This window comes from Tepidiphilus margaritifer DSM 15129 (assembly GCF_000425565.1).
Classification (GTDB): Bacteria; Pseudomonadota; Gammaproteobacteria; order Burkholderiales; family Rhodocyclaceae; genus Tepidiphilus; species Tepidiphilus margaritifer.
Genome location: NZ_KE384397.1, coordinates 451017 through 468641, shown reverse-complemented (window position 1 = coordinate 468641; position 17625 = coordinate 451017). Strand labels below are relative to the sequence as shown.

Sequence of the window (17625 nt, the reverse complement as noted above, 5' to 3'; positions counted from 1 at the left end):
AGGCAGCATCAAGGTCTTGCGCAGCTCCACCACGACCGCCTCCTGAAACGGGGTCAGGTTCGTCTGCAGGCGATGCGCCGTGTGCGGACGATCTTCGACGTCGGTGCGTTTCTTCCAACGCCGAATGGTGTCTTCCGACACTCCCAGTTCCCGGGCAAGGCGGCGTACCGGCAGGTTCGAGCTTTGGATGTAGCGCCGGGTCGCAGGGGTCGTGGTGGCGTTCTTGTGCAGTCGGACCATCATGACTGTTGCCTCCGTAGTTCCTCGATCAATTCGCGCATCGTCTCACGACCTATGAATAATGCACGACGTCGCGGGTCAATGCAATCGTCCGGGACCTGACAATTAGCCACGGTAAAATTAATGCGCAGAAACGGATACGAAATGCCTGATTACAGAGTGGTCAACGGCCATACAGATGTCCCTATATCTGGTCCTCCCGAGAAATATGCATTCTTTGGACACGTGGAAAATGAATGGATTGAAAGAAAACGAATAATTGTGCTCGATTTTTATGAGGCCCACAAAATCCCCCTGTCCGGACGCACACAGCTAATTGATTATTTGATGAACTTGCATGAGGAACGACATGGCGGTTTTGCATTGCATCTATACATGACAAGCGCCAAGTACAAAAAACCGCAAGTTTTTAAACCTGAGCCATTTTTTGAAATGAAACTCAATCGAATTGTAAATTAAAAAGGGGCATCGACAAGCCGGATGGCACATCGGAAGCGTATGATTTTTACCCCACACAGATCAATCTTGTGAACATCATCTATGGGCGGCTGTGACGTTAAACCAGAAACTCTTGGGGCAACTCCCACAGCGACCAGCGACCCCATCCCGATCACAGAATGCCGGTATCGGGATCCCAGTCAATACTTCCGCGTGCGCTTGGTCCGGATGCGGGTTGGGGGCCTTTACAGACGTTGATTTGGAATCCGTTATGGCAACCAGTCGCTTGGTTTTATCGTGATTTATACGACCGCGCTAAAATCTGGGTCTGGCCCCACAACCAGATCCTCTTCGATCTGGACGGCGATGGTTTGGAGACGGTCGGCTTGGCCAGCAACATCCATTTCGACTTTGATGCCGACGGCGTCCTCACCAAAACCGGCTGGCCGGCAAGAACAACGCTCTCCTGGTGTAGGGTCGCAACACCAATGGCATTGGACGCAAACGGCGACGGCATCCTCAATGCCTCCGACCTCGCCTTTGCCGAACTCAAACTCTGGCGCGATACCTCGCAAGACGGTCAGACTGGCAGCGGCGAACTGATTTCACTCGCGGACGCCGGCATCGTCAGCCTCGACCTCGCCCACACCCTCAAGAACCAGCCTCTTGCCAACGGCAACACCCTCTCGTGCAAAGGTCACTTCACCCGCACCGACGGCACAACGAGTGCCATGGGCGAATTCAAGCTCGCCATCGACACCTTCGACACCCGGTTCGCCGCCGCATGAGCGCCGAACACTTCGCCCAGACCATCAACCGGCTCAAAGACAAGGTGACGATGATCTTTATTACCCATCAGGTGCCCAAGGGCTTGCAAGTGGATGGGTGGTGAATACGGGGCAGTATGTGACATTAGTTTGGTGAAGAAGGAGATGTGATGACTTTACCCAAAGATCGACTACGAAAAATTTACGGCGTTGCAGAATCAACAGTCCCAGCCGACGAGGCGGTTCTTGCAAGAAGAAAATATCACGAGGCAGTTGCACTATGGCTGGCGAAATGGCTTGTGCCGCTTCAGGCATTCTTCGCGTCAATTGGTTTCTTCATGATTTTGTTACCTGTTTTATCAAAAACATGGCGTAATATTGTTGAAAGCGTGCCAATTCTTGCGTACGTATTTCATGCCTATTCGACATTCAGCGGGTTGGCAATAGTTAATCCTCTATGTTTTGATGGCGATATTCCTTATCAGGAGCTGGCTCATCAAAATTCTTCCAGGTGGAGATGCTTTTGTGACATACAAAAATATCGTGAATCTGGAGCTTTTTCCAAGAACGAAAAAAGAAGAATTCGCTTACTGGACTGATATTACGTTTGGTCTTTTAGGCACGACACTTTGGCTGTTTCTGCCGTTTGGCGTGCTTGCATACTTTATCAACATAGGGAGCTGACATGAGTGTAGTTGTTACGACAGGAGAAATCGCTGCGGCTGCGGGCGACGCATACGGTGCGTATCAAGGAGGACTCAGTTCCCGGGCAAGGCGGCGCACCGGCAGGTTCGAGTTCTGGATATAGTGCCGGATCGCAGGGGTCGTGGTGGCGTTCTTGTGCAGTCGAACCATCATGACTTTTGCCTCCGTAGCTCCTCGATCAGCTCACGCATCGTCTCGCGACCTATGAATAATGCACGACGTCGCGGATCAATGCAATCGTCCGGGACCTGACATATATGAAAATTAATCATTTTCTTTACTGTGATGTTGTATTACATATGGTAAAAATTGGACGGATTTTTTGCAAAAATACATTTGGAATAAATTGGCTGATTGCTTTCTTTTTGTTTGTTGCCGCAGCGTTTGCTCTAACCCGAGCCGCTTTTGCTTCAGATAATCAAGACGTCAATTTAGTTAAACCTACATGCCCGTCACAAAATTTCCCAGAATTTTTTTTCGTATATGCAAATAGCGAGACTATCCAGCGGACTTTTTTACGAATACCACTTAAGGTGCAATGGCTTGATTTGGATGTAGAGCCAGAGCCAAAGCCAGTTGTGAAGAAACTTAAATACGCACAAATCAGATTCCCATTGCTCCCGTTGCGCGCCGAGAGAGAGGAAAAATCATTGTCCCTACGTATTGACAAGTGGTCAGAAAACAAAGCGGAAGCAACTCTATTCAAGCAAGACACGGGGTACCAGGTAACTTATTTCTTTGTCAAGAACGAATGCTGGGTACTAACAGCTATCGAAGACTGGTCGATGTAAGGCTTTTCTGATTATAGGAGGAATTTGCTATGTCCTTTAGCAATACCATGCAAACCATGCACTTCGCCCAGACCATCAACTGGTTCAAGGGCAAGGTGACGATGGTCTTCATCACCCATCAGGTACCCAAAGGCTTGCAGGTGGATGAGGTGGTGAATATGGAGTGAAATGCTATGCACGTAAGTTTGGTGAAGAAGGAAAGCACGTGAGCCAGATTTTTACCGCTGTCGGCGCGGCGATGCTGATTTTTTGCGCTATTTGGGGATATTCATGGCTTGAAGTGTGGCGGGATCCAAAGGGTGAACTAGCCGACTTCTATATGCGGTACCCGCGCGCTAAAGCGTGGGTTTCATTAGCAAATAGGCTGTGGGTGCCGACGTTGTTTCTCGGGCTTATCTTCGTGGTTACGGGTGTAATGACAGGAGGAAAATCATGAGTGCGATTCAGAGTGCGGTAGCAGGGACTGCCGCCGCCAGTTTTGTTGCCAGTCAGATTGGAAACAGCATTGCTGGCACTTTCGGTATGGGGTATGCCAAATTGGTTGTCGGTCAAGCTGCATGGGCTGCTTCCGTCGGTGTCATTGGCGAAAAAATGGCTAATGGCACCGCAACCGGCGGTGACTATGCCAAAGTGATTCAAAAGACTGGGGATCTATTACTCGGTCTTGGGTTGACGATTGCACAGGTCAATCCGTGGGTACGCGGCGCATTTACCATCGTTAGCGGCGGACTGTTCATTTCCAACAATTGGGACAAAATTTCAGATTTTTACGACCGCGCCAAAACCTGGGTCTGGCCCCGCGACCCCATCATTCTCGACTTGGACGGCGACGGCCTGGAAACCATCGGCCTCACCGCTAACATCTACTTCGACTTTGATGCCGACGGCGTGCTCACCAAAACCGGCTGGGCGGGCAAAGACGATGCCCTCTTGGTCTGGGACAAAAACGGGAATGGCCGCATCGACAGCGGCGCCGAACTCTTCGGCGACTTCACGGTGCTGCCCAACGGCACGCTCGCCCCGAACGGCTTTGCGGCGCTGGCCGCCTTGGACGCAAACGGCGACGGCATCCTCGATGCCAGCGACCCGGCCTTCGCCGAACTCAAACTCTGGCGCGATACCGACCAAGACGGCGTCACCGGCAGCGGCGAACTGATTTCCCTGCTTGATGCCGGCATCGTCATCCTCGACCTCGCCCACACCCTCAAGAACCAGCGTCTTTCCAACGGCAACACCCTCTCGCGCGAAGGCCGCTTCACCCGCGCCGACGGTAGCACCTCGGCCATGGGCGAATTCAAGCTCGCCACCGACACCTTCGACACCCGGTTTGCCGAAGCCATCGACGTTCCCGGCACATTGAAGAGCCAGACCGACGGGGCGAACTGCGGGCTGAGTATCTCGGCCGGCCCGGGGGGCGGCAGCGGCGACGCCGCGATGGCCCTCGCAGCGCTGCCCACACTGCTCGTGAACTACTCACAGCCGCAACTCGACCTCCTGCAGCAAGCCTACGACAGCCTGAAGGAGCGCGTCTACGCCAACTTGGTGCTGCAGACGCGCCTAAAGCCCTACCTCGATGCAATCGAACTCGTCATCGACGAGCAGGGGCTCAGGCTCGACGCCACCCGGCTCAACCAAACCCTCGCGGCCAAGAAAGCCGCCGATCCGGAGAACTACCTCGCCGACCTGCTCGACGAATTCAAGGTGCACACGCTCACCGGAGGTGACGACTACGCCTATCTCACCGAAAATGCCGACATCGTGCTTTCGAAAAATCTGCGCTATCGGGACGGGGAAACAGCGAATGGAGACTGGAGGTTGGCGGCATGAGCGAGAAATTTGGTCTCTCACTCAACCGTTCAATCCGCTCGTTGCTTCATATCAGGTTGGTGCGGTTGCTTGCTCTTGAAGCAGGAGCGCTATTGATCAGCTTTCTGTTAATTGGCATTGTCGGTGTAATTGTTGTGTCAATATTTGGTCATGTTTATGGAATAACCGATCCTGCGACTGGAGAGGATGATTTAGGCGCAGGATTGATTATGGCCACAGCTGCATTCGCGTCTTTGTTGATTTCCTTGCCGGGATCTGTGTTGGTTCATATTTACATTTTCAGAAAATTCTTTTTTAGGGATGAAAAGCATGAGTGACAATTATGGCTTTGCTGGTGCTGTTCCTGCCTGTCAGGGACAGCGTTGCCGACAACGGGGAGCCTCGATCAACCCCCGTTTTCCGGGAAACTCGCGGTGAAGCCGGTTCTTCATGACACTCGGTGTTGCGCGCGCTCTGCCGCTTGGAGAGCAGCCGATGGGGCTTGGCTTTGCGCCGGATCTGCGGCCGATAGCCTTTGGCCCGCAGCATTTCGGAACAAGTCAAGATAGTTGTCGCCTGATTCATGGCATCACTTGCCCCTCTATTTCAGCTTGGGTCGAGTCCCGAACGACCTGTCCCGTTCCGGGTTGAGCGTGACAGCGCCGATCAGTGTCCAGTCCCTTGTCGGTCCGGACCAGCGCACCGGGTGATGTGCCCGGGCTTGAAGACAGGTCTGATGTCGTGCCGCCAGGATCGCATGATCTTTCCCTGCATGCCGTTGAGCCGCGGTAACGTAACCCAAGCCCGTCGGCGCCGACCTTCGGCGGGGCATCGCATGCAAATCAGCCTCGCAGCACCATCGCTGACCGAACCATCGAAACAGCCGATTGAAAAATCAGCCTGTGTGGTTCAGGGAGGGGGTTGAAATTTCACGGACGCGGATTCAGGACGAAGAAAAGGGCGAGTCCGCCCCTCCCTATTGTAGAATGCCGGCAAGAAGCCTCCCCGTCGGAATCGCATCCATGAAACCCCGCCTTCGCCTCTTCCTGTTCGCCTCCTTGCTCATGGCCGGTACGGCCTGGGCGCAGCAATCCTCGCGCCCGCCCCTCGAACCGATCCCGGAGCCGCCGCCCTTGCCCGGGCCGATCACCGAGGAGGATCTGGCCGAACCTCAGGTGACGATCCGCAAGGAGGGAGAAGACGAAGTCACCGAATATCGCATCGGCGGGCGCGTCTACATGATCAAGGTCGTACCGGCCCATGGGGGTACACCGTACTATCTGATCGATCGCACCGGCAACGGCGTGATGGAGCGCTTCGACGGCACGCCGGAGCTCTCCGTGCCGATGTGGATCCTCAAGTCCTGGTGAGCGCCGGCTCCGCATGCACGCCCACATCCTAGGGTATTCGCACGGCTGGCGCTGGATCGCAGACGGGTTCGCGCTGTGGCGCCGCGCCCCCGCGCTCACGAGTTACGTGAGCTTTGCCTACGTCCTGCTGCTGTTGCTCGCCTCGAGCCTCCCCTACCTCGGCCAGTTCCTCGCGCCGCTCCTCATGCCCATTCTCTCGATCGGGGTGCTCGAGGGCATGGCCGCTGCCGAGAGCGGACGCCGCCCGGGACCAGAAGTGCTCTTCGCCGGTTTTCGCGGACCGTGGCGCTCGCTCGCCGCGCTGGGCATCTTCCAGTTGATAGGAAACCTGCTCGCCGTACTGGCCACGGTGCTTGTCGACGGGGGTCTGCTGCTCGGTTTGTACCGCGGCACGATCGATCCCGCCTCGCTCGAGAGCGAACCCCAGCTCCTGTGGCCCCTGCTGGTGTGGCTCACGGTGGCATTGCCGGTGACCATGGCCTACTGGTTCGCCCCGCCGCTGGTCGCCTGGTACCGGCAGCCCTGGATCAAGGCGCTCTTTTTCAGCTTCTATGCCATGCTGCGCAACTGGCGCCCTTTCCTCGTCTATGCGCTGGGGCTCGCGGCGCTCGCCTTCGCGCTGGCGTTCGCGATCTCGCTGCTCGCCGCGCTCATCCATCCCTACGTGCTCGGCATCGCCATGTTCCTGCTGCCGCTGGTACTCGTGCCGACACTCTTCGCCGGGCTCTACCTGCAAGTACGCGATGTCTTCGGTCCCCGCTAACACTGCACTGCGGCCGATCGGCCTCCTCGGCGGCACCTTCGACCCGATCCACTACGGCCACCTGCGGCTCGCCGAAGAGGCCCGCGAGGCGCTCGCGCTCGAGCGCGTGCTCTTCATCCCGGCGGGCGACCCGCCGCATCGCCCCGCGCCGGGCACCCCGGCCGCCCATCGACTCGGCATGGTCCGCTGCGCCCTCCGCGGCCATGCCGCCTTTCGCGCCGACGACCTGGAGTTGCGCCGCGGCGGCAAGAGCTATACCGTCATCACCCTGGAAACCTTGCGCCGCCGCTACGGTCCACATCGGCCGCTCGTGCTGATTCTCGGCGCCGATGCTTTCTTCGGCCTGCCCTCGTGGCACCAGTGGCAGCGGCTCTTCGACCTGGCTCACGTGCTCGTCGCCATGCGGCCGGATTTTCCGCCGCCCTGGGGCAGCGAACCGCCCGAAGACGATCCGCCCGAGCCCGGGGCTGGCTTGCCGCCGGCGCTGCAGGAGGTACTCGCCGTGCGGCGTGCGCCGAAGCTCGCGCGGCTCGCCGAAACGCCGGCCGGCCTCGTCGGATTCTTCCGCAACACGCCGCTCGCCATCTCGGCCACCACGATCCGCCGGCTGCTGCACGAGGGGCGCAGTGCCCGCTATCTCTTGCCCGAAGCAGTGCTGCGCTACATCGCCACCCATTCGCTGTACCAAGGAGACTCTCTGATCCCATGACTGCCACCGATACCCTGCTCGATGCCGCAACCATCGCCGCCCTCTCTGTCGACGCCCTCGAGGACGTCAAGGGCGAGGACATCCGCGTGTTCGACACGCACGAACTCTCGCCGCTCTTCGATCGCGTCATCGTCGCCAGCGCCCAGTCCACACGCCAAACGAAGGCGCTCGCCCAACGCGTGATCCAGCGCGCCAAGGAGGCCGGCGTGCCCATCGTCGGCGTCGAGGGCGAGGCTCTGGGCGAATGGGTGCTCGTCGATCTCGGATCGGTCGTCGTGCACGTCATGCAGCCGGCCGTGCGCGCCTACTATCGCCTCGAAGACCTGTGGCAGCACGGCGCCACTGCCCGCCACGGCGGATGAACGACACACGATGAAGCTCACCCTGCTCGCGGTGGGCACGCGCCTGCCCGCTTGGGCCGAGTCCGCCTGCGCTGAATACGTGCGGCGCTTTCCGCCCGATCTGCCACTGACGATCGTCGAAGTCAAGGCAGAGCCACGCGCCGGCGGCAAATCGGTGACCGAACTCAAGCGCCGCGAAGCCGAACGGCTGCGTGCGCAGATCCCTACCGGGGCACGCCTCGTCGCGCTCGACGAGCATGGCACCGACCTCGACACGAAGCAACTCGCGACCCGGCTCCAGTCTTGGCGCCACGACGGGCGTGACGTGGCGCTCCTCATCGGCGGCCCCGACGGGCTCGATCCCGCTCTTTTGCAGACCGCCGACGAAACGGTGCGTCTCTCCAGCCTGACGCTGCCGCACGCGCTCGCCCGCGTCGTCCTGATCGAGGCGCTCTATCGCGCCTGGAGTCTGACGGCAGGGCATCCCTATCACCGCGAGTGAACCTTCAGGGTTTACCCGACTGCCCTCATCGACCGTTTGGCACTAGGCTTACTCCTCGACTAAGCTGAAGCGGAGAAGAGGCGCCTACCCGCGCGCCCGCCCGCATGGACCCCCGCCGACTCGCCACGAGCGAGCCGCGCGGATGAAAGGAGGAGACACCGATGGCCAGCACTTCTACCGCCACGCCCGCCGTGGCCGCCCCCCTTGCGTCGCTCGACGACCGTTATCGCGTCACCGGGCGCGTCTATCTCACCGGTTATCAGGCGCTCGTGCGCCTGCTGCTCATCCAGCGCGAGCGCGACGAAGCCGCCGGCCTCAACACGGCCGGGTTCGTCTCCGGCTACCGGGGCTCGCCCTTGGGCGGGCTCGACCAAACCCTGTGGCGCGCCAAGGAGCCTCTGCGCTCGCACCACATCGTCTTCCAGCCCGGCGTCAATGAAGATCTCGCTGCCACCGCCGTCTGGGGCACGCAACAGGTAGGGCTCTTCCCCGGAGCCAAATACGACGGGGTCTTCGCCATGTGGTACGGCAAGGGGCCGGGGGTCGATCGCTGCGGCGACGTCTTCCGCCATGCCAATGCCGCCGGCACCGCGCGCTTCGGCGGCGTGCTGGCCGTGGCCGGCGACGACCATGCCGCCAAGTCCTCCACGCTGCCGCATCAGACCGACCACGTCTTCAAGGCGCTGATGATGCCGGTGCTCGCCCCGGCCGGCGTGCAGGAATACCTTGATCTGGGAATCCACGGTTACGCCCTGTCGCGCTACTGCGGCTGCTGGGTGGCCTTCAAGGCCCTCGCCGACACCGTGGAGACCTCGGCCTCGATCGACGTCGATCCCTTCCGCATCGACACGCGCATCCCCGAGGACTTCCCGCTGCCGCCCGACGGGCTCAACATCCGCTGGCCCGATCCGCCGCTGGTGCAGGAGAAACGGCTGCTGCACCAGAAACTCTACGCTGCGCTCGCCTATTGCCGCGCCAACGGGCTCAATCACGTGGTCATCGACTCGCCGCAGCCGCGCCTGGGCATCATCACCTCCGGCAAAGCCTATCTGGACGTGCGCCAGGCGCTCGACGATCTGGGGATCGACGAAACGCTCGCCGCGCAGATCGGCCTGCGGGTCTACAAGGTCGGCATGGTCTGGCCGCTCGAAGCCGAAGGCGTACGCCGCTTCGCCGAAGGGCTCGAGGAAATCCTCGTCGTCGAAGAGAAGCGCCAGCTCATCGAATACCAGCTCAAGGAAGAGCTCTACAATTGGCGAGAGGACGTGCGTCCGCGCGTGATCGGCAAGTTCGACGAAAAGGGCGAATGGGCGCACCTCCTGCGCCCAGACGGCACGGTAGACCACGGCCAATGGCTGCTGCCTGCCGCCGGCGAGCTCACCCCGGCGCAGATCGCCCGCGTCATCGCCCAGCGCATCGCGCGTTTCTACACCTCCGAGCGCATCCGCGAACGCTTGGCTTTCCTCGAGGCGAGCGAACGCGCGATCACCGTGCGCCCACCGGCTGCCGAACGCATCCCCACCTTCTGCCCGGGATGCCCGCACAACACCTCCACCCGTGTGCCGGAAGGAAGCCGCGCCGTGGCCGGCATCGGCTGCCATTACATGGTCACCTGGATGCCCGATCGGCGTAGCGCCACCTTCACCCACATGGGCGGAGAGGGTGTCCCCTGGGTCGGGCAGGCCCCTTTCACCGAAGAGCGCCACCTCTTCGCCAACATGGGCGATGGCACCTATTTCCACTCGGGCATCCTCGCCATCCGCCAGGCGGTGGCCGCCGGGGTCAATATCACCTACAAGATTCTCTTCAACGACGCCGTGGCCATGACCGGCGGGCAGCCGGTCGATGGCCCGCTCACCGTGCCGATGCTCGTCAAGCAACTTCAGGCCGAGGGGGTGGCCAACATCGTGGTGGTCACCGACGGCACGCCGCGCCCTTACGGGCCGGCGGATCTGCGCCACGTCCCGATTCGGCACCGCGACGAGCTCGAAGCCATCCAGCGCGAATTGCGTCAACTTCCGGGTGTCTCCGCTCTCGTCTATGACCAGACCTGTGCCGCCGAGAAGCGGCGTCGGCGCAAACGTGGCCTCTACCCCGATCCTCCGCGGCGCGTCTTCATCCACGAGGCGGTGTGCGAAGGGTGCGGCGACTGCACGGTGCAATCGAACTGCGTGGCCGTCGTTCCCGTGGAGACCGAATTCGGGCGCAAGCGGCGCATCGACCAATCCAACTGCAACAAGGACTACAGCTGCCTCAAAGGATTTTGCCCCAGTTTCGTGACGATCGAAGGCGGGCGGCCGCGCAAGGGCAAGGCGCTCGCCGACGACCCGGGTCGCTTTGCCCTGCCGCCCGAGCCGACCCTGCCCGGGCTCGCATCGCCCTGGAACATTCTCGTAACCGGTGTGGGCGGCACGGGGGTCATCACCATCGGGGCGCTCATCGGCATGGCGGCGCACCTCGACGGCAAGGGCGTCACCGTGCTCGACATGACGGGGCTCGCGCAGAAGAACGGCTCGGTCTTCAGCCACATCCGCATCGCCGCCACCCCGCAAGCGCTGCACGCGGTGCGCATCGCCGCCGGGGCGGCCGATGTGGTCATCGGCGGCGACCTCATCGTGACGGCGAGCGCCGAGGCGCTCACCAAGATGGCTCCGGGCCGTACGCGCGTGGTCACCAACGTTGCCGAGATTCCCACCATCGACTTTCTGCGCAATCCTGATTGGACTTTCCCCGAGCAGGAGATGCGCGCCCGCCTGCGCGAAGCCGTGGGTGAAGTCGCCGCCGATTTCCTCGACGCCACCACCCTCGCCACGCGCCTCATGGGCGACGCCATCGCCACCAACCTCTTCCTGCTGGGCTACGCCTGGCAGAAAGGCTGGGTGCCGGTGAGCCACGAATCGCTCATGCGGGCGATCGAATTGAACGGCGTGGCAGTGGAGATGAACCGCGCCGCCTTTCTCTGGGGGCGGCGCATGGCCCACGACCCGCAGGCGGTGCTCGACTTCGCCCGCCCTCAGCAGGAGCACGAGGCGCGCTTTGCCCGCACGCTCGACGAGGTGATCGAGCGGCGCACGGCCTATCTCACCGACTACCAAGACGCCGCCTACGCCGAGCGCTATCGCCGGCTGGTGGAACGCGTGCGCGCCGCCGAGCGCGCCCTGCGCGGCACCCCTGCCGAAGAAACCCCCGGCACGATGCCGCTCACCGACGCCGTGGCCCGCTCCTACTTCAAGCTGCTGGCGATCAAGGACGAATACGAAGTGGCGCGGCTCTACTGCGACCCGAAATTCTGGCAAAAGCTGGAGGAGACGTTCGAAGGCTCCTTCGAGGTGCGCTTCCACCTCGCCCCGCCGCTCCTCGCCCGCCCCGACCCCGTCACCGGCCTCATTGCCAAGCGCGAATACGGTCCGGCCATGCGCCACGCCTTCGCGCTGCTCGCGAAGATGAAGCACGTGCGCGGCACGGCGCTCGACCCTTTCGCACGCACCGAGGAACGGCGCTGGGAGCGCGCCCTCATCACCGAATTCGAAGGCGACGTCGACCGCGTGCTGCGCGAGCTCACCGCCGAGCGGCTGGCGCTCGCCACCGAACTGCTCGCCCTGCCGCAGCGCATCCGTGGGTTCGGGCACGTCAAGCGGGCCCAGGGCGAAGAAGCGGAACACCGCCGCGCCGTGTTGTGGCGGCGGTGGCAGGAAACGGGCAAAGCCGAGGCGACGGAGTCTTCTACGGCGGGGCGCCCCGTGCCGGCTTGAGCACCGAAGCGCACGAGGTAGTATCATGAAAACATGATCTTCCGCCTCTCGCGCTCGCCGCTCCTTGCCGCGGCGCTGGCCCAGCTGCTGGGCTGGCTGCTTGCCTTCGCCGCCGCGCGTCTCGGCCTCGTGGCCGGGCTGTGGCCGCTCCTCGCCTTGCAGGCGCTCGCGGCGGCAGGGATCGCCGCGTCCTTGCGCAGCCCCTGGTGGTGGATCCTCCTCCAGCTCATTTTCTCCCCTGCCCTCGTGCTCCTGCATGGCCTGGGGCTCGCGCCGGGGTGGTACCTCGCGGCCTTCGTTCTGCTCGCCCTCGTCTTCGGCAATCCGACCCGCACGCGGGTGCCCCTTTTCCTGTCGCACCGCGCCACGGTGGATGCGCTGGCGGCACTGCTGCCCGCTGATCGTCCTTTCCTCTTCCTCGACGTCGGCAGCGGCACGGGCCGCGTCGTCGTCGCGCTCGCCCGCGCTTTTCCTCGAGGCGAATTCACCGGTATCGAGCAGGCGGTCCTGCCGCACCTGATCGCACGCTGGCGCGGACGCGGCCTGCCAAACCTGCATCTGCGTCGCGGCGATGCCTTCGCGCACACCTGGATGGGCTATGACGTACTCTATGCCTTCCTCTCGCCCGTGCCCATGCCCGACTTGTGGCGCAAGGCTCGAGCGGAACTCCCGCCGGGGGCGTTGGTCTGCAGCAATGAGTTCCCCATCCCCGGAATCGTGCCCGAAGCCCGCATCGTGCCGCAAGGAACCCGTCGTCCTCTCTGGCTCTACCGGGTGGGGCAGCGCGGGAATTGAAGGGTGAGGGGGGCGCTATTTTCCTCAAGATTTGGCGCGTACCTGCCGATAATCCTGCCAAGGCTGCCCTTCACCACGAGGTTCTTCGCCATGGCGATCCTGATTGCGATCATTGGCAACAAAGGCGGCACCGGCAAGACCACGCTCTCGCACCTGCTCTGCCACGGGCTGGGACTGCTGGGCCGGCGCTCGGCCTGCGTGCTCACCGATACCACCCGCCAGCCGCTCGACCCGCGCGGGCGGCGCTACGTCATCGCCGACGCGCGCGCGCTCGACACGCTCAAGCGCATCATCGACAAACTGCGCCCGCTGGATGACTGGATCGGCGTGATCGACGGCGGCGGCAACCGCCCCGACGTCGACCGGCGCCTCTATGCTCTCTCCGACCTCGTGTTGCTGCCGTTTCGCGAGTCACACGAGGACATCCGCACGGTCATCACCGATCTCGAGCAGTTTCCCCGCGCCTATGCCGTGCCCAGCCAGTGGCCAGTCAATGCCTGGCAGCGCGAGGCCGCCGATCGCGCCGTGGCCCGGCTGATGGCGCCTTACCTCGGCCGCATCCTGCGCCCCGTACCGGCCGTCTCGGCAACCAAGCTGCTATTGCAAAAACACCTGCCGGCGCAACTTCCCACCCCGCTCAACAACACGGCCCGGCGCTTCGCGCGCCAGCTGCTGGAAGTGCTCGATCTCGGTCGCGAGCTCCCCCCCTCCTTCGAGGAAGAGGAAGGCGAAGAAGTCTACGAAGGGATTCCCGAAGAAGAAATGCCGTTGCGCCTCAAGCGCTGAGGAGCGCCTCGCGCTACAATGCCAGAGGGAAACAGCGGCGGGAAGTGCCGCACCAACGGGAGGAAGACCATGACACAGAATTTCTTCGAAGGTAACGATCCCTTCGCCTTCCTGCGGCAGATGTGTGCCAACATCGGTGTACCGGTACCGGGAATGGTGTTTCCGACCATGGATCTCGCCGACGTCGAGCGGCGCATCGCCGAATTCAAGGCGGTGGAGCAATGGCTGCAGATGAACCTGAGCACCCTGCAGATGACGCGTCAATCGCTGGAGATGCAGCGCGTCGCCATCCTCTCGCTCACGCAGATGGGCACGGCGAGCCAGGCCGCGGCGGCGGAAGCGGCCACCACGCCGGCGGGCAACCCCTTCGAGGCCATGGCACAGCTGTGGCAGACGATGCAGCAGGCCGCCCAGCAGACGGTCGAGGCCACCGCCACCGCCACCCAAGCGGCACACCAGGCATTTTCTCACCCCCCCTCACCACCAGCCGAGTCAACGGCCACCCAGCCTGCCCCGGAAACGGGGCCGAGTGTCTCTCCTGCTCCTGAATCGCCCGCGGCCCAAGCCAAGCCCACGCGCCGGCGTCAAAAAACCACTCCCTCCCCGGAAGGAGAGAGCGGGAAAGATGCCTAACCCCGGCGTACCCGCAACGGCGAACGGGGCCAAGGGCCCCCTTCCTCCTCCGTCTTCAGGGCATTGCGCCCCCGGAAGAGCGGATGCTCCAGCGTTTCCTCGGGCGCAAGCACCGGCGTAACGCAGCAATCGTGCGGAGTGAAGAACGCCGCCCACTCGTCGCGCGTGCGCGTACGCAGTACCGCCGCCAGTTCCGCCTTGGCTTTGGCCCCTTCATCACCCCCGGCGCGGTGAAAGGGAATGAGATCGGGCCGTCCGATCGCCTCGCACAGCCGTACCCAAAATTTCTCTTCCAGCGCCCCGACGGCCAGATGCCGTCCGTCGGCGGTTTCATACACCCCATAGCACGGCACTCCCCCGGTGAGCAAACCCTCACCCCGCGGTTCGCTGAGCCCCTCGACCAGGGCTTGCGCCAGGGGGAAGACCAGATGCGCCCAGCTGGCCTCGGTCATGGAGAGGTCGATATGGGCGCCGACTCCGTCGCGCCGCGCTGCATGGACCGCAGCGACCGTGGCGAGCGCCGCATGCAGCGCCCCGCCCAGCAGGTCGGCGATCTGCAGATTGCACTGCGCGGGCGGTCCACCGGCCGTGCCGGTCTGGTGCAGCACCCCGGCGAGCGCCAGATAGTTGATGTCGTGCCCCGCCACCTGCGCCATCGGGCCATCCTGACCGTAGCCGGAGATGGAAACCAGCACGATGTGCGGATTGATCGCGCGCATGGCCTCGAACCCCAGGCCGAGCCGCTCGAGCACGCCGGGGCGAAAGCCTTCGAGCACGGCGTCGGCTTCGCGCAGGCGCGCCTCGAACCACGCCCGACCTTCTTCGCTCTTGAGGTCGATGCGGTGGATTTCCTTGCGTGCATTGAGACGACGGTAAATGAAGGATTCGTCCTCCCCGGGCAGGCGCACGCCCAAACGCGCGGCGTCGTCGCCTTGGGGCGGCTCGACCTTGATCACGCGCGCACCGAGTTCGGCCAAATGCCAGCCGGCCATCGGCCCCGGCAGCAACAGCGACAGATCGAGCACGGTCACGCCCGCGAGCAGGGGCAACGGCTCAGTCATATTTCCTCCGGTCGTCGATCACCTTGCCGTCGTTCGGCAGGCTGCCCGGCGGAACGAAGCGCACCTCGCCGCGCAGCTTGGTGATCTCGCGCAGCGTCGTCTCGATCGCCTGGCTCAACCCCTCGTCCCCCTGCGCCACTTCACACTCGAGGATCATGACGTCGGAGAGATTAGGGTTCTCGACCACCAGCCGGGCGCGCCGCACTTCGGGGTGACGCGATGCCACCGCCAGTACCTGCGAGGGATGCACGAACATCCCTTTGACCTTGGTCGTCTGATCGGCTCGCCCGAGCCAGCCGCGAATGCGCGTGTTGGTACGCCCGCAAGGCGAAATTCCCGGCAAGACGGCTGAGAGATCCCCCGTGCCAAAGCGGATCAGCGGATAGACCGGATTGAAGGTGGTGACCACCACTTCCCCCACCTCGCCCTCGGGTACCGGCTCCGTTCCGCCCGGGCGCACGATCTCGACGATCACGTCCTCGTCGAGCACCAACCCTTCGCGCGCCTCGGTCTCGTAGGCGACGAGCCCCAGGTCGGCGGTGGCGTAGCCCTGATAGGCGTTGATACCGGCTTCGGCCACCTCGCGCTGCAGTGCCGGGGGGAACGCCTCGCCGGAGACGAAGGCCTTGCGCAAGGACAACGGTACCCCCGCCTCGCGGCACTTGTGGATCAGGATGCGCAGGAAGGAAGGGGTTCCGGTGTAGGCATTCGGTTTCAGGTCGGCGATCGCCTGTACCTGCAGTTCGGTCTGCCCGACCCCGGCCGGGAAGACGGTGCAGCCGAGTGCATGGGCGCCGGTTTCCATCATGCTGCCCGCCGGCGTCATGTGGTAGGAAAAAGTGTTCTGTACCAGATCCCCTTCGGCGAATCCGGCGGCAAAGAGGGCACGCGCCATGCGGTAATGATCCGGCCGGTTGCCCTCGGGCTCGTAGATCGGGCCGGGCGAGGCGAACACGCGCAGCACTTCCCGTCCCCAGCCGGCGGCGGCAAAACCGCCGAATGGGCGATCTCCCTTTTGCAGTTCCAGCAATTCGGACTTGCGCACCACCGGCAAGCGGGAAAGCGCCGCGCGGGAGGTGATCTCCCGCGGATCGATCCCGGCGAGCAATCTGGCGTAGGCCGGCGCGTGCGCCTTGGCGTGGGCAATCTGCGCCGGCAGTCGCGCGAAAAGCTCCAGCTCGCGTCGCTGCGGCGGCCAGGTCTCTCGCTCGTCGTAGTGGCGGCGCCGCGCCGCCCGGGTCGTCCCCTCTGTCATGTGTTCTCTCCGTCAGGACAGCCAGCGTTTGCGCCGGCGGTAATGTTTCACCTCGCGGAAACTCTTGCGCCCCTGCGACGAGAGGCCGAGGTAGAACTCCTTCACGTCCTCGTTCTCGCGCAGCTCCTGGGCCGCACCTTCCATCACCACCCGGCCGTTTTCCAGGATGTAGCCGAAATTGGCGTAGCGCAGCGCCACCATGGTGTTCTGTTCGGCGAGCAGAAAGCTCACGCGCTCCTTGGCGTTGAGCTCGTGCACGATCTCGAAGATCTCCTCGACCACCTGAGGCGCCAACCCCATGGAGGGTTCGTCGAGCAGGATCATCTCGGGGGCGGCCATCAGGGCCCGGCCGATGGCGCACATCTGCTGCTCGCCGCCCGAGGTGTAACCCGCCTGCGACTTGCGCCGCTCCTTGAGCCGCGGGAAGTAGTGATAGACGCGCTCGAGCGCCTGGGCGAGCTGCGCGCGTGAGAGCCTGCGCGTATAGGCCCCGGTGAGCAGGTTCTCCTCGATGGTGAGGTGCTCGAAACAGTGGCGACCCTCCATCACCTGGATGACGCCGCGGCGCACCAGCTCGTTGGGCGAGAGCGCATCGACGCGCTCCCCTTTGAAATGGATCGAACCCTTGGTCACCTCGCCGCGCTCGGCGCGCAGCAGGTTGGAGATGGCCTTGAGCGTGGTCGATTTGCCCGCGCCGTTGGCCCCGAGCAGCGCGACGACGCCGCCACGCGGCACTTCGAGCGAGACGCCCTTGAGCACCAGGATCACGTGATCGTAGATCACCTCGACGTTGTTGACGACGAGATAGGGTTCGCCGACGGCGGCGCGGCCCGCTTCAGCGTTCATCGCACATTGACTCCGGTCTGGGACTGGCCGTGCAGGGCGGACGGCGGCCCGCGCGGGGCCGCCGT

21 protein-coding genes and 2 pseudogenes are annotated in these 17625 nt (G+C 62.9%); 17 read left to right on the top strand and 6 right to left on the bottom strand.

All coding sequences use genetic code 11. The annotated features are described in order from the left end of the window. Positions 1-243 (bottom strand): helix-turn-helix domain-containing protein (locus H607_RS0110950; RefSeq protein WP_028875462.1); only part of this gene is annotated, 243 nt, incomplete at its 3' end. Between the two features lie 141 nt (positions 244-384). Between H607_RS0110950 and H607_RS13465 the strand changes: the two genes are divergently transcribed. The 3 genes from H607_RS13465 to H607_RS13455 all read left to right on the top strand — a co-directional run bounded on the left by H607_RS13465 (position 385) and on the right by H607_RS13455 (position 2044). Continuing rightward, positions 385-699, top strand: a complete 315-nt coding sequence (locus H607_RS13465) for a hypothetical protein (RefSeq protein ID WP_157381308.1) — start codon at positions 385-387, stop codon at positions 697-699. 158 nt (positions 700-857) lie between these two features. Further along, positions 858-1466, top strand: a complete 609-nt coding sequence (locus H607_RS13460) for a hypothetical protein (protein WP_169393603.1) — start codon at positions 858-860, stop codon at positions 1464-1466. Between the two features lie 149 nt (positions 1467-1615). After that, entirely contained in the window at positions 1616-2044 is a 429-nt protein-coding gene (locus H607_RS13455; protein WP_157381306.1) for a hypothetical protein, read from the top strand. A gap of 166 nt (positions 2045-2210) precedes the next feature. On the opposite strand, the pseudogene H607_RS13830 reads toward H607_RS13455, so the two are convergent. Beyond that, positions 2211-2303, bottom strand: a pseudogene (locus H607_RS13830) (XRE family transcriptional regulator); the annotation flags it as partial. A 104-nt stretch (positions 2304-2407) separates the two neighbouring features. Here H607_RS13830 and H607_RS13450 point away from each other — a divergent pair. Genes H607_RS13450 through H607_RS13435 form a run of 5 tightly spaced genes read left to right on the top strand, consistent with a single transcriptional unit; the run spans position 2408 to position 5085 of the window. After that, positions 2408-2941 carry a hypothetical protein gene (locus tag H607_RS13450; RefSeq protein WP_157381305.1) on the top strand — a complete coding sequence of 178 codons (534 nt, stop codon included), beginning with the start codon at positions 2408-2410 and terminating at the stop codon, positions 2939-2941. 29 nt (positions 2942-2970) lie between these two features. Beyond that, positions 2971-3108, top strand: coding sequence for a hypothetical protein (locus tag H607_RS13445; RefSeq protein ID WP_157381304.1), 138 nt, complete (start codon positions 2971-2973; stop codon positions 3106-3108). Positions 3109-3146: 38 nt separating this feature from the next. Continuing rightward, on the top strand, positions 3147-3377 hold the full coding sequence (locus tag H607_RS13440) for a hypothetical protein (RefSeq protein WP_157381303.1): 231 nt from the start codon (positions 3147-3149) through the stop codon (positions 3375-3377). Next, positions 3374-4768: a hypothetical protein gene (locus H607_RS13000; RefSeq protein WP_157381302.1), complete on the top strand. Its 1395-nt coding sequence runs from the start codon at positions 3374-3376 to the stop codon at positions 4766-4768. Before H607_RS13440 ends, H607_RS13000 begins: the two co-directional genes overlap by 4 nt. Beyond that, a complete protein-coding gene (locus H607_RS13435; RefSeq protein WP_157381301.1) occupies positions 4765-5085 on the top strand; it encodes a hypothetical protein in 321 nt (106 codons plus the stop codon). The genes H607_RS13000 and H607_RS13435 overlap by 4 nt, the downstream gene beginning before the upstream one ends. A 243-nt stretch (positions 5086-5328) precedes the next feature. On the opposite strand, the pseudogene H607_RS13650 reads toward H607_RS13435, so the two are convergent. Beyond that, positions 5329-5543 (bottom strand): annotated as a pseudogene (locus tag H607_RS13650) (IS3-like element ISAzo10 family transposase); the annotation flags it as partial. 226 nt (positions 5544-5769) lie between these two features. Between H607_RS13650 and H607_RS0110920 the strand changes: the two are divergent. From H607_RS0110920 to H607_RS12995, 9 genes are all read left to right on the top strand, one after another. Beyond that, entirely contained in the window at positions 5770-6117 is a 348-nt protein-coding gene (locus H607_RS0110920; protein ID WP_028875460.1) for a DUF2782 domain-containing protein, read from the top strand. 13 nt (positions 6118-6130) lie between these two features. Next, positions 6131-6880: a BPSS1780 family membrane protein gene (locus tag H607_RS0110915; RefSeq protein ID WP_028875459.1), complete on the top strand. Its 750-nt coding sequence runs from the start codon at positions 6131-6133 to the stop codon at positions 6878-6880. Further along, on the top strand, positions 6861-7589 hold the full coding sequence (gene nadD / locus H607_RS0110910) for a nicotinate-nucleotide adenylyltransferase (protein ID WP_028875458.1): 729 nt from the start codon (positions 6861-6863) through the stop codon (positions 7587-7589). Before H607_RS0110915 ends, nadD begins: the two co-directional genes overlap by 20 nt. Continuing rightward, on the top strand, positions 7586-7951 hold the full coding sequence (rsfS, locus tag H607_RS0110905; protein WP_037990327.1) for a ribosome silencing factor: 366 nt from the start codon (positions 7586-7588) through the stop codon (positions 7949-7951). The genes nadD and rsfS overlap by 4 nt, the downstream gene beginning before the upstream one ends. Before the next feature lie 10 nt (positions 7952-7961). Beyond that, the gene (rlmH, locus tag H607_RS0110900; RefSeq protein WP_028875456.1) at positions 7962-8432 is read left to right on the top strand and encodes a 23S rRNA (pseudouridine(1915)-N(3))-methyltransferase RlmH; all 471 of its coding nucleotides are present in this window, start codon (positions 7962-7964) and stop codon (positions 8430-8432) included. Positions 8433-8593: 161 nt separating this feature from the next. Next, complete coding sequence (locus tag H607_RS12795) at positions 8594-12184, top strand: indolepyruvate ferredoxin oxidoreductase family protein (protein ID WP_051240850.1); 3591 nt, start codon at positions 8594-8596, stop codon at positions 12182-12184. Positions 12185-12217: 33 nt separating this feature from the next. Beyond that, positions 12218-12979 (top strand): class I SAM-dependent methyltransferase, encoded by a 762-nt coding sequence (locus tag H607_RS0110890; protein ID WP_037990326.1) that lies wholly within the window; start codon positions 12218-12220, stop codon positions 12977-12979. 90 nt (positions 12980-13069) lie between these two features. Continuing rightward, positions 13070-13765, top strand: coding sequence for a hypothetical protein (locus tag H607_RS0110885; protein ID WP_028875454.1), 696 nt, complete (start codon positions 13070-13072; stop codon positions 13763-13765). 69 nt (positions 13766-13834) lie between these two features. Further along, a complete protein-coding gene (locus tag H607_RS12995) occupies positions 13835-14398 on the top strand; it encodes a PhaM family polyhydroxyalkanoate granule multifunctional regulatory protein (RefSeq protein WP_051240849.1) in 564 nt (187 codons plus the stop codon). Here H607_RS12995 and H607_RS12785 read toward each other — a convergent pair. The 3 genes from H607_RS12785 to H607_RS0110865 are packed head-to-tail and all read right to left on the bottom strand — an operon-like array spanning position 14395 to position 17560. Further along, on the bottom strand, positions 14395-15459 hold the full coding sequence (locus H607_RS12785; protein WP_051240848.1) for a CaiB/BaiF CoA transferase family protein: 1065 nt from the start codon (positions 15457-15459) through the stop codon (positions 14395-14397). The two genes, H607_RS12995 and H607_RS12785, sit on opposite strands and share 4 nt — an antisense overlap. Next, the gene (locus H607_RS0110870) at positions 15452-16714 is read right to left on the bottom strand and encodes a phenylacetate--CoA ligase family protein (protein WP_028875453.1); all 1263 of its coding nucleotides are present in this window, start codon (positions 16712-16714) and stop codon (positions 15452-15454) included. Before H607_RS0110870 ends, H607_RS12785 begins: the two co-directional genes overlap by 8 nt. Positions 16715-16726: 12 nt before the next feature. Then, positions 16727-17560: an ABC transporter ATP-binding protein gene (locus tag H607_RS0110865; protein ID WP_028875452.1), complete on the bottom strand. Its 834-nt coding sequence runs from the start codon at positions 17558-17560 to the stop codon at positions 16727-16729. Between the last annotated feature and the right edge of the window lie 65 nt (positions 17561-17625).

Coding starts and splice junctions, on each gene's coding strand:
- H607_RS13445 (WP_157381304.1), top strand. CDS start 2,971: ATGTCCTTTAGCAATACCATGCAAACCATGCACTTCGCCCAGACCATC.
- H607_RS0110920 (WP_028875460.1), top strand. CDS start 5,770: ATGAAACCCCGCCTTCGCCTCTTCCTGTTCGCCTCCTTGCTCATGGCC.
- H607_RS0110865 (WP_028875452.1), bottom strand. CDS start 17,560: ATGAACGCTGAAGCGGGCCGCGCCGCCGTCGGCGAACCCTATCTCGTC.
- rlmH (WP_028875456.1), top strand. CDS start 7,962: ATGAAGCTCACCCTGCTCGCGGTGGGCACGCGCCTGCCCGCTTGGGCC.
- H607_RS13455 (WP_157381306.1), top strand. CDS start 1,616: ATGACTTTACCCAAAGATCGACTACGAAAAATTTACGGCGTTGCAGAA.
- H607_RS13435 (WP_157381301.1), top strand. CDS start 4,765: ATGAGCGAGAAATTTGGTCTCTCACTCAACCGTTCAATCCGCTCGTTG.
- H607_RS0110870 (WP_028875453.1), bottom strand. CDS start 16,714: ATGACAGAGGGGACGACCCGGGCGGCGCGGCGCCGCCACTACGACGAG.
- H607_RS0110890 (WP_037990326.1), top strand. CDS start 12,218: ATGATCTTCCGCCTCTCGCGCTCGCCGCTCCTTGCCGCGGCGCTGGCC.
- nadD (WP_028875458.1), top strand. CDS start 6,861: ATGTCTTCGGTCCCCGCTAACACTGCACTGCGGCCGATCGGCCTCCTC.
- H607_RS12995 (WP_051240849.1), top strand. CDS start 13,835: ATGACACAGAATTTCTTCGAAGGTAACGATCCCTTCGCCTTCCTGCGG.
- H607_RS13450 (WP_157381305.1), top strand. CDS start 2,408: ATGAAAATTAATCATTTTCTTTACTGTGATGTTGTATTACATATGGTA.
- H607_RS0110885 (WP_028875454.1), top strand. CDS start 13,070: ATGGCGATCCTGATTGCGATCATTGGCAACAAAGGCGGCACCGGCAAG.
- H607_RS12795 (WP_051240850.1), top strand. CDS start 8,594: ATGGCCAGCACTTCTACCGCCACGCCCGCCGTGGCCGCCCCCCTTGCG.
- H607_RS13460 (WP_169393603.1), top strand. CDS start 858: ATGCCGGTATCGGGATCCCAGTCAATACTTCCGCGTGCGCTTGGTCCG.
- rsfS (WP_037990327.1), top strand. CDS start 7,586: ATGACTGCCACCGATACCCTGCTCGATGCCGCAACCATCGCCGCCCTC.
- H607_RS13000 (WP_157381302.1), top strand. CDS start 3,374: ATGAGTGCGATTCAGAGTGCGGTAGCAGGGACTGCCGCCGCCAGTTTT.
- H607_RS12785 (WP_051240848.1), bottom strand. CDS start 15,459: ATGACTGAGCCGTTGCCCCTGCTCGCGGGCGTGACCGTGCTCGATCTG.
- H607_RS0110915 (WP_028875459.1), top strand. CDS start 6,131: ATGCACGCCCACATCCTAGGGTATTCGCACGGCTGGCGCTGGATCGCA.
- H607_RS13465 (WP_157381308.1), top strand. CDS start 385: ATGCCTGATTACAGAGTGGTCAACGGCCATACAGATGTCCCTATATCT.